Source organism: Arthrobacter sp. UYP6, from assembly GCF_040547315.1.
Taxonomy (GTDB): Bacteria; Actinomycetota; Actinomycetes; order Actinomycetales; family Micrococcaceae; genus Arthrobacter_B.
Map to the genome: position 1 here is coordinate 105,229 of NZ_JBEPPM010000004.1, position 12,440 is coordinate 117,668.

11 protein-coding genes are annotated in these 12,440 nt (G+C 64.4%); all 11 read right to left on the reverse strand.

From position 1 onward, the window contains the following. Window position 1 precedes the first annotated feature (1 nt). The 11 genes from ABIB35_RS04825 to ABIB35_RS04875 all read right to left on the reverse strand — a co-directional run bounded on the left by ABIB35_RS04825 (window position 2) and on the right by ABIB35_RS04875 (window position 12,421). The gene (locus tag ABIB35_RS04825; RefSeq protein WP_354179356.1) at window positions 2-865 is read right to left on the reverse strand and encodes an HpcH/HpaI aldolase/citrate lyase family protein; all 864 of its coding nucleotides are present in this window, start codon (window positions 863-865) and stop codon (window positions 2-4) included. Further along, complete coding sequence (locus tag ABIB35_RS04830; RefSeq protein WP_354179358.1) at window positions 862-2,049, reverse strand: CaiB/BaiF CoA transferase family protein; 1,188 nt, start codon at window positions 2,047-2,049, stop codon at window positions 862-864. The genes ABIB35_RS04825 and ABIB35_RS04830 overlap by 4 nt, the downstream gene beginning before the upstream one ends. Next, window positions 2,046-4,010, reverse strand: coding sequence for an SUMF1/EgtB/PvdO family nonheme iron enzyme (locus tag ABIB35_RS04835; RefSeq protein WP_354179360.1), 1,965 nt, complete (start codon window positions 4,008-4,010; stop codon window positions 2,046-2,048). Before ABIB35_RS04835 ends, ABIB35_RS04830 begins: the two co-directional genes overlap by 4 nt. Continuing rightward, the gene (locus tag ABIB35_RS04840) at window positions 4,007-4,939 is read right to left on the reverse strand and encodes a ribokinase (protein ID WP_354179362.1); all 933 of its coding nucleotides are present in this window, start codon (window positions 4,937-4,939) and stop codon (window positions 4,007-4,009) included. The genes ABIB35_RS04835 and ABIB35_RS04840 overlap by 4 nt, the downstream gene beginning before the upstream one ends. Next, complete coding sequence (locus ABIB35_RS04845) at window positions 4,936-6,303, reverse strand: ADP-ribosylglycohydrolase family protein (protein WP_354179364.1); 1,368 nt, start codon at window positions 6,301-6,303, stop codon at window positions 4,936-4,938. The genes ABIB35_RS04840 and ABIB35_RS04845 overlap by 4 nt, the downstream gene beginning before the upstream one ends. Then, the gene (locus tag ABIB35_RS04850) at window positions 6,300-7,469 is read right to left on the reverse strand and encodes an ADP-ribosylglycohydrolase family protein (protein ID WP_354179366.1); all 1,170 of its coding nucleotides are present in this window, start codon (window positions 7,467-7,469) and stop codon (window positions 6,300-6,302) included. Before ABIB35_RS04850 ends, ABIB35_RS04845 begins: the two co-directional genes overlap by 4 nt. A 70-nt stretch (window positions 7,470-7,539) precedes the next feature. After that, window positions 7,540-8,835 carry an ABC transporter substrate-binding protein gene (locus ABIB35_RS04855; RefSeq protein ID WP_354179368.1) on the reverse strand — a complete coding sequence of 432 codons (1,296 nt, stop codon included), beginning with the start codon at window positions 8,833-8,835 and terminating at the stop codon, window positions 7,540-7,542. 49 nt (window positions 8,836-8,884) lie between these two features. Next, window positions 8,885-9,724 (reverse strand): carbohydrate ABC transporter permease, encoded by an 840-nt coding sequence (locus ABIB35_RS04860; protein WP_354179370.1) that lies wholly within the window; start codon window positions 9,722-9,724, stop codon window positions 8,885-8,887. Next, entirely contained in the window at window positions 9,721-10,620 is a 900-nt protein-coding gene (locus tag ABIB35_RS04865; protein ID WP_342024906.1) for a carbohydrate ABC transporter permease, read from the reverse strand. Before ABIB35_RS04865 ends, ABIB35_RS04860 begins: the two co-directional genes overlap by 4 nt. Before the next feature lie 50 nt (window positions 10,621-10,670). Further along, window positions 10,671-11,795, reverse strand: coding sequence for a LacI family DNA-binding transcriptional regulator (locus ABIB35_RS04870; RefSeq protein ID WP_354179372.1), 1,125 nt, complete (start codon window positions 11,793-11,795; stop codon window positions 10,671-10,673). 158 nt (window positions 11,796-11,953) lie between these two features. Continuing rightward, complete coding sequence (locus ABIB35_RS04875; RefSeq protein WP_354179374.1) at window positions 11,954-12,421, reverse strand: hypothetical protein; 468 nt, start codon at window positions 12,419-12,421, stop codon at window positions 11,954-11,956. Window positions 12,422-12,440 lie beyond the last annotated feature (19 nt).

Here is a 12,440-nt window from a genome sequence, read left to right on the forward strand (position 1 = left end):
CTCAAGCTCCGGGACCCGGCTCCACGCCGGCGAGGGCGATGATCCGCTCGGCGGCTCGCACCATTGCTACGTCAATGAAGGTCCCGTCTTGCAGCACGAAGGCTCCGGTGCCGTCGACTGCTGCGGCACTCACCAGATCAACAATGCTCTGTGCGCGGGCCACCTCTGAGGCATCAGGGGTAAAAACACGGCGGATAATATCCAGCTGGCGCGGATGCACGGCGGTGCGTCCGGAGAAGCCGAGGGCGCGGCCGGCGCGGCAGCTGGCTTCCAATCCCTCGACGTCGACGACATCAGCGTAGACCGCCATCAGCGGGGAGGGCAGACCTGCCGCCGCGGCTGCATTGACGATGCGGCCGCGTGACCAGCTCAGGCCCGCTTCCCCGCCTGACCCGGCGGGAACCCCCAGTTCAGCCCGCAGATCCGCTTCTCCGGTGGCGATCGAGGACACTCCTGAGCAGGCAATCTCGAACGCACGCTCGATCGACAATGCCGATTCAAGAAGTGCGTGCACCTGCCGCCCGGGCAGCGCAGCACGAAGAGCGGTGACATCGGCAGCTGACTGTGTCTTGGGTAGCCGCACACCGAATGCAGCCGGGAGCGCCGCGACCGCGGTGACGTCGGCGTCATGTGCAGAAGATCCCGCTGCGTTCAACCGCACCTGCACGAAAGGAGAGCGTTCACCGCACGCCTCCCATAACGCTGCGAACTCCGTCAGCGCCGCGCGGGCATCCGCCTTGCGCGATGCTGCGACGGCATCTTCAAGATCTACAATGACCGCATCCGCCCCGGCCTGCAGCGCCTTTTCGAACCGTTCGGGCCGGTCGGCGGGGGCGTAGAGTGCCACGACGATTGGCCGGCTCACCCGATGCTCCCGTCGTTGTACAGTGCCGCTAATTCGTTGGCTGTGTACCCCAGCTCGGTCAGCACAGCTTCCGTGTCCGCACCATGCGCCCGCCCGGTGAACGCGATCGTCGCATCATCTCTGGACATCCGAAACAGCGGTCCCTGCATCGCCATGTCGCCAAGGTCTGCGTCTTTGATGCGGTGGATGGTTCCGAGCGCATTGAACTGCGGATCGGCCACGATGTCCGAAGGGTCATAAACAGGTGCCACTGCGGCTTCCGCAGCCTCAAACGTGGTGATGACTTCCTCCCGCGAGTGCCGGGCGATCCACGCACCCACGGCGTCATCGAGGAGATCGGCGTGCTCGGCACGGGTTGCTCCGGTGGCAAACCATTCCTCTTTGGCTAGTTCGGGGCGTCCAACCAGCGCGACGACGCGCTCAGCAATAGACTGCGCGCTCGTGGACACCGCTACCCAGGAACCGTCAGCAGTGCGGTACGCGTTGCGGGGTGCATTATTGACCGAGCGGTTGCCGGTGCGCGGTTGAACGGTGCCCAGCTGGTCCCACCGAGTGATCTGCGGGCCAAGCATTGCAAGGATCGGCTCGATGATTGCAACGTCTATTTCCTGGCCTTTGCCGTCCTTGTCGCGGGCGTGCAGCGCCACCATGACCGCGTAGGCGGTTGCGAGTGATGCAACGCCGTCCGCGAGGCCGAACGGCGGAAGCGTCGGCGGCCCGTCCGGCTCGCCGGTGGACGAGGCGAAGCCGCTCATTGCTTCGGCGAGCGTGCCGAACCCCGGTCGGTTCTTATACGGTCCGATTTGCCCGAATCCGGTAACGCGTGCCAGAACAAGCCCGGGGTTCTCCGCGGACAAGGCGGCGTAGTCCAGCCCCCAGCGTTCCAGCGTCCCGGGACGGAAGTTTTCAATGACAACATCCGCGGTCCGGGCAAGGCGGATAAACGCATCACGACCGCCGGCCGTATGCAGATCAATGGCCACTGTGCGCTTATTGCGGCCGAGCGTCTTCCACCAGAGGTTCTGTCCGTCCTTGCTCGGCCCGTGGCCCCGTGCAGGATCCGGTCGGTTCGGATGTTCGACTTTGACGACGTCGGCGCCCATATCACCCAGGTGCATCGCTGCCATCGGGCCGGCGAAGAGCGTCGAGGCATCCACGACCCGCAGACCGTTGAGCGGGCTCATGGGGTTCCCTCTTCTTCGGTGGCCTCATTGTCCTGCTCGGTGCAGATACGGAACCCGATCGAACTGGAAGCGTCCTGGCCGAGTCCGGGCAAAAGCAGCTTCGCACTGTAATCCGAAGACCTTACACCGCCGTCGAAGTACCAGTCCGAGCCCTCGCTGCAGTGTCTGCTGCCGCCCTTGAGCATGACAAAGCGGGAGCGGCCGTCGGAGTGCTCCGACTCCGTCCAGTTCCACACTTCCGGTGTTCGGCGCAAAAAGCCCGGGCGGGCTGCGGCGAGCTGCCATTCGTCCTCGGTGGGGAGCCGGCCACCGGTCCAGGCCGCGTATTCGCGGGCCCGGGAGAACGTTACCTTCGTGGCTGGACGCTCAGGGTCGCGGGCATCCGTAGACTCGCCGATGGCGTCGAGGAAGCGGGCGTACTCGGCCTCGCTCACCTCTGCCGCGGCCACATGAACCGGCCGAGGCAGGACAACGTGCCGGTCCAGCGTCCGCTGGTCGTGTAGCCGAGGAGGGAGCGGCTTCCACTCGTCAACGTAAGGCGCACCGTCGTACATGCCTGTCTCGCGCATCCGGAACCGCACAGTCAGCGTGTACTCGCCGGCCGAAACATCTACGCCAGGGATGGAGGGGATGGTTGCCGGAGCAACGGGGCCATTCCAGTGAGGCGCGTTCAGGCGTCGTGCCGGGCGGTGCCGGAAAGACGTGTCCTGTTCTGCGGTTTGCCCGGTGAGAGCGGTGTGAACGTCGACAAGCTCATCGGGTACCGCCGCACCTGCACCGATGTGAGCCGCGGCCGCTATTCCACCGGCAGGCACAGTGATCGTGTTCGATGTGTCACCGGTGTGCAGAGGCCGCCACCCCCTGCCGGGCAGTCGGTACTGGGCGTCCGCATCCGAAGTGTTCGCCAGGAGCAGCAGTGTGACACCGTCGAGCTCGAAAGCCGACCCCACAACCGGACCCTCGGTCACGGTGAGCGGTGTCCACTCCCCCTCGACCAGCCAGCGGTGGAACCCGCGCTGGACCGGAAGCATGCGCCGGAGCGTCGCGGCATCCCGGTCATTCCAGCCGACCCAGGCACCGAAAACCACCTCCCACACCATGATTCCGACGCCGTTGAGCCAGGCCGAGCGAAGCTCCTCGGCGTGGTCCCGGTGCCAGCGGCGAATATGGTGCTGCATGTGTCGCCGTTCAAACCACCGTGCCCGGAGGACGCCGGGCACTTCGGAGTCCGCAAACCACTGCGCCCAGGACAACGTATGGTCGGCGATCCGCTCGGTCGCGAGTTTCGACTCACCTTCGAGGCCGATGCCGGGACGCGCAGTGTCCAGCGCAGTGACGAGTCCGGGATCCGCTTTCTTCAGCGTGTCAAGAAAAACGCCGTCCGCGCCGAGGCGGCGAACTGCTGCCCCGAGCTCGTCTGCGTCCTCGCCGCCGCGGCGCGTGCCCGTGTCCCAAGGGTTGTAGTCCAGGAACACGGCGACGCCTGCAGCACGCAGCGTCGATGCAACTTCAGCAAGTCCCGGCACATCGTAAAAGTCCCACTGGTTGCGGTCGTCAATGCCGATGACCGGATAGGCGTGCCACAGTACGACGCCGTCAAGGCCGCCGAAGCGCTGGTGGGCGTCGGCGAGAAACCGCTCGGGCGTGAAGCGCTGCAACTCAAAGTCGAAGAACAGCTCGTCCCACAGCCAGACCTGTGCCACTGTAAAGCACCGACTTGCCCAAGTGGAGGCGCCGTCATCGTACCGGGTGGGCTCGCCGTGACGCTTTCGCGCACTATCCCGCCACGCGGTGAGCTGGGTGCGCCATCGGGCAAGATTGGCGGTGTCGGCAGGTGCCGCGAAAATTTTGGCGTCGTCAAGTGTGGCCGCCGCTTCCCAGCTCGTCAGATCCGTCTCGAGCGGCACCCGGGTGGGTAGATCGAGTTCACGGGGATGCAGGGGGTCGAAACCGCCGCTCATGCGTTGGTCCTTTCTATAAATGCTGCCACTTCGTCAGCGGTCGGTACCGCGTTCTGCGCTCCGGGCCGAGTGACGGCAAGCGCTGCTGCCGCCGCCCCCGCCCGGGCGGCCTGCGCAAGCAGGGCGATGTCAACGGTCTGCGGTGAACGACCTGATGCCCCAAGCGTTGCGGCGAAGACTCCACAGAAGGTGTCGCCGGCACCGGTCGTGTCAACAGGGTCAACGGCTAGAGCCGGCACTTCCATCCGTTCGTCTCCGCAGACGACCAGTGAGCCGCGCGGGCCGAGGGTGAGAATGAGCGCACGAACGCGCGGCGCAAGCGCCGCGACGGCCGCGTCGAGGTCATTTACTCCCGACGCGTCGAGTGCTTCGTGCTCATTGACGACAAGCACATCCACCAGAGGAAGAAGTACTGCACCATCGGTGACCAGCGGCCCTGACGGAGCGGCATTCAAAACGTGCCATGCCTGCGTGTTGCGCAGGGCCGCAGCCTCCTGCACCAGTTCAGTTCGAATTTCCAGCTGGGTGAGCACCACAATCGCTGCTTCCACGAGTGAGCGCTGAGCGGCGTTCAGAACGCTAGGCACCGCGTTGGCGCCAGGCACAACGACAATGGTGTTCTCTGCCGTGTCGTCGACGCAGATGAGAGCCATACCGCTCGGCCCGTCCACCCGCGACAGCCCGGAGACGTCAATGCCGTCTTCGATGAGGGCGTTTCGAAGCGTTGCTCCTTCCCCGTCGTTGCCGACGGCGCCAACGAAAGCCACGGGTTCGCGCCCTGCGCGGCGGGCGGCAACAGCCTGGTTGGCGCCCTTCCCACCGGCGGTGCGCACCATCGCTGATGCGAGCACCGTCTCGCCCGGGGAAGGAATCCGGCCAACACGCACCACTGTGTCTTGGTTGATGCTGCCGACGACGACGACGCTCACGATGTTCCCTCGGACAACCGGAAAGTACGTTCTGCGAGCGCGCGGATGGATCGCTCGGCGCCACCGGGGAGTGAGGTCGCGATGCAGTCCTTGAGAGGATCTGTCCAGTCCTCAGCAATTCCTTCAGCGCCCAGGAGCCCGCCAACAACGGATCCAATGGTCGCGCCGACCGAGTCGGTGTCCCACCCGCCCGCGACGCCGAGCGCGATGGCGGCACCGAAGTCCTCGACGTGCGCCTGGATGGCGCACGCCGTGAGCGCCGCATTGTTAAGAGTGTGAACCCAATGCATTCCGTCGAACTCCGCATGCAGTACATCGAGTGCAGCGTCAGTGGTCAACGAGCCTTCAGCGAGGGCCATACCTGTCTGACGGCCGAGACGTATGGCAGAGGCAAGGCGTGATGCCGGAGGTACGACCGTGTCAGCAGCATCCAGAACGGCATCGGCGGAGGTGGCGGTCAGGGACGCTGAGCACATGGCAGCAGCCCACATCTCACCGTAGATGCCGTTACGGGTGTGACTTAGCCGCGCGTCGGTCCATGCCGATGCGGCAGCGGCGCGCACATCCCCGGGATGAGCCCACCCATGCACGTCGGCTCTGATGAGCGCCCCGATCCATTCCCGGAACGGATTGTGGTGCCGCGCCGTATCCGGGACGGTCCGGGCATCAAGAATGTTCCGGTACGCCGCTCGTTCAGCGGTGAAGACCCTGCCAGCCGGCAGTGCCGCCAGCCAGGCTTCTGCAAAGTGCTCTGTGGAGAGATTGCGGCCGTGCGTCTCCATCAGATCGAGCGTGAGGATGGGGAAGTTCAGATCGTCGTCCTCGGGCATTCCATCGATGTTCTCGACCAGCGAGGTCGGCGCGGAGCGGCGGTTCCAAGGCCAGCGCTCCGCCAAGGCTTGAGGGAGCCCCACTGCGGTGAAGTAGGTCCGGATTGGCCAGTTATCGGTTGCCCGGGCGATCTGCTCAATCCCCTCACGGGGAATTTTTTCCACCGGTTTGCCGAGCAGGCATCCCGCAGACCGGCCAAGCCATGCCCCGTGTACCCGTCCGAAGTCCACGGAGGCCCTTGTGCCCGGCGCGGGCGGCGGGAGCAGGGCGAGGATGTCCTCCCACTGGTCCGGTTCCTCGGCGTTCGGCGTCTGCAGTGTCTGCAGCTCATCGAGCACCGTGCGTGCGAGGGCACGGGTCTCCTCAGACACGGGCGCGGCGCTCGCCCCTGATGCAGCGAGGTGCGTGGAGCCGCCGGCCTCCGCCCACCGACGCTCGACCGGAGATATCTCGCTTTCCGCGACCCCCTGCTCGCGCAGAGCGGCCAGCTCAGCGGCGACCAAGTCCTCCGGCTGGGACCATGTCAGTCTCACTTCGCGTATACCGGGTCGAGCAGCGATTCCAGGGCTGCGGCTCGTTTCGTGGCCCGGGCAGCATCGGCCCGCGCGATATCGCGCACCGCCTCTGCCATCGCGCTCACGACTGCGTCGAGATCGAGGCGGCTGGCGGTCGTGACATCAGTGACCCAGTCGGTGGGCACGGCTTCAATGCCGTGGAGACCACCGCAGATGGCGCCGGCCATCGTGGCGATCGAGTCTGCGTCGCGGCCGTAATTGACGGCGTCGAGCACCGACAAGCGCAGATCGCCGTCGCGAGCGAGGACAAACCCCAGCGCCACGGGCAACTCCTCAATCGACTTGGTGCGCGACGGCAGGCGGGCATCCATCGCCGGGGCGCGGTACTGCTCCCCCACCGTGTCATACGGCGCAACAGCGGCGCGCACAACCCGGGCGATATCCCGCGGGTCATCCGATCCGCCGTCGGCAAGAAAAGCATCGACGGCGTCAAAAACGGCACGGATTGCTGCGGCGGTCCCGTCGTGCGCCACATCCAGCACGGCTCCCCGCACGTCGGCGACGGTTGCGCCGGGAGCAGCGGATGCAGCCACTGCAGCCGCGAATACGCCTGCGGCCTCACGTCCGTAGGACGACTGGTGAGCTCCGGCAATGTCGATAGCCTCGGCATACGCACCCTGCGGGTCGCCGATGTGCACGAGTCCGACCGGCGCCATGTACATGGTGGCTCCGCAGTTGACGATGTTTCCCACACCCGCTTCCCGCGGATCGGCGTGGCCGTAGTGCAGTTTCGCGACGATCCATTTTTCGGCGAGGAAAACGCGCTGCAGGATCAGGGCGTGGTCCTCGAGTTCGGGGACCCAGCGGCGCTCACCGATCATCAGCGGCACCAGCTCGCTGGCGACGTCGTAGGCGTCGAGATGCCGGCGCTGCTTGGTGTACACCTCCACGAGCGCGTGGGTCATGAGGGTATCGTCCGTGACGTGCCCATCGCCTTTGTGGTACGGCGCGATCGGCCTTGCGGTTCTCCAATCGGCAAGGAAAGGGCCGACGATACCCTCGACCCGGCCACCGTGGCGCTCTTCGATCTGCTCCGGGGTCCAGCCCTCCGTCGCGCCGCCCAGCGCGTCTCCCACGGCGGCTCCTGCAAGTACCCCGGCCACTTTATTCTGCAACACGTTCATTCTCACTCCTTGTTTACCTCTGAAAACGACGGCGGGCGGGGGTGAACCGGCGGCTCACCCCCGCGCGTCATCATTCGGCGATGTCAGCCCAACCGGTGGAAAGTTGGCTGGCCAGCTCGTCGCTGGTGATCTGATCAGCCAGATACTGCTGGAAAGCCGGGGTGGCGATAGTGTCCTTCCACTCGGTGTACTTTTCGACTTTGAGGAACGGCGGTCCCTGCAGCCCTTCGCCCGATGCCAGCACCTGCGCCCAGGCAGGGTTGTCCGCGGCAAGTGTCTCCACCTCGTTCCTGGCAGAGCTGGATGACGGGATGAGTGCGTCGGCGTAGGCGATCGAGGCCAGATTTTCGGCGCTCATGAAGAAGTTGAGGAAATCAGCCGACTCCTCCACGTACTCGGAATCGACGTTCACCGAGTAGGTCTGCGGATTTGCGGCCTGGATGGCGCCGGCTGAACCCTCAAGCGGAGGCAGGGCCATCCAGTTGAGCCCCTCGGGGGCGTCGTTGGCAATGTTCGTCGCCTGGAAGGATCCCTGTACGGTCATTGCGACCTTGCCTCCGTAGAACGAGGCCAGTACGTCCGACCCGGATTGTGTCAGTGACGTGGGTTCGATCGATTTTTCGGTGTAGGCCATTTCATGGATAAGTTTGGGCACCGCCAGCTCGGAGTCGCCGACATCGATCGACGCGTCGGTACCCTCTCCGTCAAAGAAGCCACCGTCGAAACCGAGCGAGAGGCTCATCATCGTTGCCGTCGGCGACCCAAGACCCCATCCGATGCCGTAATTGCCACCGGTGGTTGTTGCCTGAGCAATCGTCTGCAGCTCCTCCCACGTCATTGTGTCGCCGGTAGGAATTTCAACCCCGGCGGCTTTGAGGAGATCAGCGTTGGCGAACACCATGTAGGACTGCAAAGTGGACGGATAGGCGATGATTTCTCCGTCCTGTGTGACAGAGTCCCAGATCCCTTCGGAGATGTCCGACTTCAAGTCCTCGTCGATGTGGTCGGTCAGGTCAGCGAGGTAGCCGTCCGCCGCGAAGGAGGCAATGGAACTCGCCTCATAATGGATGATGTCCGGTGCCGTTCCGCCGGTGAACTGGGTGATGAGTTTGTCGAATGTCCCATCCCATCCGGCTTGGACAATCTTTACCTGAACGTCTTCGTTCTCTGTGTTCCATTCATCGACGATGGATTTCACGGCAGCCTGGGTTGCTGGCTGGTCGGACAGCGACTGAAACTGGAGGGTCACGGGGCCGCCTTCGGCGTTCTCCGATTCATTGCTGGCACTGCCCTGCTGGCAACCGCTCAGGGCGAGGATGGTCACGCCCGCGAACGCGACGGCGCCAATGCCTCGTATTCTCTTCATGATGCTCGCTTTCTTGTTATGTTGTGGTCGGTTTTCTTAGTGGGCAGGGTCAGCCTTTGACTGCTCCGGCGAGCATTCCGCCGGTCAGCTTCTTCTGCAGGATGGTGAAGATGATGAGCGAAGGAATTGTCGCGAGAATGGCCCCTGCTGCCAGCGGGCCCAGCTGGGTCTGCCCTTCCGCGCCCAGGAACGAACGCAGGGCGATGGGAAGTGTGTAGAGCTCCGGGCTCTGCAGCAGGACGAGGGCGAGGAAGAACTCATTCCAGGCTGAGACAAAGGTAAACATGGCGGTTGCCACCAACCCCGGTGCGAGCAGCGGAAGGATGATCCTCCGCAGAATCGTGATGCGCGAAGCACCATCCATTTCACCGGCCTCCTCCAGCTCTGCTGGAATTGCGGAGACGTAACCCTGCAGCATCCATAGGGTGAACGGCAGGGTGAAGGTGACGTACACGAGGGTCAGTCCAAGCAGTGTGTCGTTGAGATTGATTGTGCGCAGCACCAGGAACAACGGGATGATGATGAGAATCGAGGGGAATACCTGGCTGGTCAGTATCCACACCGTACCGGCGGCGCGAAGCCGCCCCTTGAGGCGGGCGAGGGCGTAGGCCATCGGCATCGACAGCAGCACGGTGATCACCATCGTTGCGAGGGATACCAGCATCGAGTTGCCGGCCGCGGTCAGAAGGTTCTGGCGCTCGAGAGCAGAACCGTAGTTGCTGAAGTCCCATGTGGCCGGGAGCAGGTTGACGGCGAGCGAGTTCAGCTCTCCCGAGGATTTGAACGACGCCGACAGCAGCCACAGCAGCGGAAACCCAAGGAACAAGAGGAATGCGGTGAGGGCGACGTACATGAGCGCCGTCGCGTACCAGGGACGCCTGGAGATCATGAACGTGCTCCCTTTGTCTGACGGAACTGGTTGACAAGGTACAGAGACAAAACCAGCAGGATCGCGATGACGAGCACGTCGCCCATCGCCGAGGCGTATCCGATTTCGCGGTTGCGGAAGGCCTCCAGGTAGGTGAACAGCGGCGGTATCATCGTCCGGCCGCCTGGCCCGCCTTCAGTGAGGACATAGATGAGGCCAAAGGAGTTGAACTGCCAGATGAAGTCCAGCGCGGTGACTGCGAAAACAACCGGGCGAAGGGCCGGGAGCGTGATGTGCCAGAACCGCCGGAACGCTCCGGCACCGTCGACTGCAGCTGCTTCATGCTGTTCCGCGGAGATGGACTGCATGCCAGCCAGCAGCAGGACAGTGGTCTGCGGAATCCCCGCCCAGACTCCCACCACAATGACGGCGGGCAGCGCGGTGGAAAAGTCGCCAAGCCAGTTGACGCCCGGAATGCCGACCGCTTCGAGCATGCCGTTGAGCGGGCCCGAGTTGGGGTTGTAGATCATCCGCCACACGATCGCAATGACCACCGGCGGCATCGCCCAGGGGATCAAGGCGAGCACCCGGGTCAGGCCCTTCAGCCGCAGATCACTGTTGAGCAGCAGCGCCAGGCCCATGGCGCAAACGAGGGTGAGAAGTGCGACTGATCCGGCCCAGACAATGCCGATGCCGAAAGAGCCCCAGAAACGGTGGTCGCCGAAGAGTTCAATGAAGTTTCCGAAACCGATGAAGTTGATCTCTGCGTTCCGCTTCAGAGTGGCGTCGGTGAAGCCGAGTGCGACTCCGCTGACAAGCGGGATCACGGAAAAGATGATAATCGGCAGGAGCGCGGGGATCACCAGCGTGATGGCTTCTCGTCGTTGCGCGCGAACGCGGTGACCGACCCGTCTCACGGTGCGCGGCGCCTCCTTCACTTCGCGTGGAGTGCTTGTGGCTGCGGTACTCATCCGGCTTCCCTCTCCTCATTGAGATCGGTGTGTTCAGTGTGTTCGCGCGTAGGAGATGGGGCGGGGTCCGGCATGCGTGCGTGGGAAGATCCGCGAACAACCAGCGAGGGCGCAATGGCAATGGTGTGCGCGGGACGTTCAGGGTCCATGATGCGTTTGAGCAGCAGCTCCGCCGCGGCACGGCCGCGCTCTTCGGCGCCAAGGTCCACGCTCGTGAGGCCCGGCCGGACGACTCCGGCGAGCTCCGTGTTATCGATACCGGTGACGGCGATGTCGCCGGGAATGGATAGCCCAAAATCTTCGGCGGCCCGAATGGCGCCGATCCCGATCAGATCGTTGGCCGCAACAATGGCATCGGGGCGTGATTCTTCGGACAGCACTAGGCGGGCCGCGGCGTAGCCGGCCGCGATCGTGAAGTCCTCAGCCTCGACGCTCCGCGCCAGAATCTCTGGGTGCGCAGCGACCGCCGCGGCGAATCCGTCGCGCCGGAAAGCACCAGGGGTCGTGTCGCTGGGGCCGTTCACAAAAGCGACGTCACTTCGGCCCTCGGCAACAAGATGGTCAACGACAAGACGCATGGCGGTGAGCGAATCCGCACGCACGTTGTCAATACTCTGTCTGCCTGGCAAATGTCCCAGGACGACAACCGGCACCGGCGTCTTCGCAAGCACTGCAAGGAGCTCATCCGTGACGCGAAGCGGCGACAGAATCATGCCGTCGACATATCCTCGGCTCAGGTCACGCACCACGTCGACCGAGGAGGACAACGTACCCATCGAGGACAGCACCAGCCGGTAGCCGGATGCCGAGACGACCCGTTCCACCGCGGTCATCATCTCGACGTAGACCGGGTTGCCAATGTCGGCAACGGCGTAGGCGAGTTGGTTTGTTCGGCCGCGCTTCAAGGACTGTGCCGTCGCATCAGCGACGTAGCCGAGTTTCTCGGCTGCGTGCTGCACTTTCGCAACCGTCTGGGGGCTCGCTATGAGCCCGTTGAGCGCCCGTGAAGCAGACGCGACAGAAACGCCCGCGTGTGCCGCAACCTGAGTGATAGTGACCCGAGCCAACGCTCTCCTTCGAGTGCTGTAAACGTTTACAGTGGATGCAGCAGACGATTCCATTGAAGTGCAGTGGTGTCAAGCACAAGTCTCGTGAAGGTTCGAAAGCAGAGTTGCTGTCCAGTACCGGCCCGCACGGATTCCCATGCTCTGTTACCTCCTGTTGCTGGTGGGGTCACACCAGCAACAGGAGCATCAGAGAGTGGGAACCCGTGCGGGGGCTAGTCCTGGGACTGGTCTGCACAACACGCCGACAGGGCCCGACGACGAAGCCAGGTTGCCGCCAGCATGGCCACCGCAAGTTCCCCGGCGATCAGGGCGAGCATGCCGAAGGGCGATCCGGTGACACCCGAGCCCGTGGCACCCGCAGAGCCGGCGCCGGCAGGCCCGGCAACCAGAGCGGTGGCGGCTGCAGAGACGGAGGCCGCAGGCGCCGAAATCAGCACGGCACTAGCCCCGTGCTGGTGCCCGGCCCCGGTTCCGCCCGGAATCAACAGCAGCGCCGCATGCACGGCCACCATGAACAGCGCCCCGCCCATCAGCATCCGTGCTGCCCCCAGGGACCCTGCCCGCCAGAGCGGCAGCACGCAGGGCAGGCACATCGCGGCCATCACCAGCATCAGGGCCGCCTGCCACCACACACCGGAGTGCTGTCCGGCCATCCACAGGTGTGCACCGGCGGACGCCACAGCTCCCCCGGCACAGATC

Bases quoted from the DNA above. Each gene is read 5' to 3' on its own strand.
- ABIB35_RS04850 (WP_354179366.1), bottom strand. From the start codon at position 7,469: ATGAACGTGTTGCAGAATAAAGTGGCCGGGGTACTTGCAGGAGCCGCC.
- ABIB35_RS04830 (WP_354179358.1), bottom strand. From the start codon at position 2,049: ATGAGCCCGCTCAACGGTCTGCGGGTCGTGGATGCCTCGACGCTCTTC.
- ABIB35_RS04835 (WP_354179360.1), bottom strand. From the start codon at position 4,010: ATGAGCGGCGGTTTCGACCCCCTGCATCCCCGTGAACTCGATCTACCC.
- ABIB35_RS04860 (WP_354179370.1), bottom strand. From the start codon at position 9,724: ATGATCTCCAGGCGTCCCTGGTACGCGACGGCGCTCATGTACGTCGCC.
- ABIB35_RS04855 (WP_354179368.1), bottom strand. From the start codon at position 8,835: ATGAAGAGAATACGAGGCATTGGCGCCGTCGCGTTCGCGGGCGTGACC.
- ABIB35_RS04870 (WP_354179372.1), bottom strand. From the start codon at position 11,795: ATGGAATCGTCTGCTGCATCCACTGTAAACGTTTACAGCACTCGAAGG.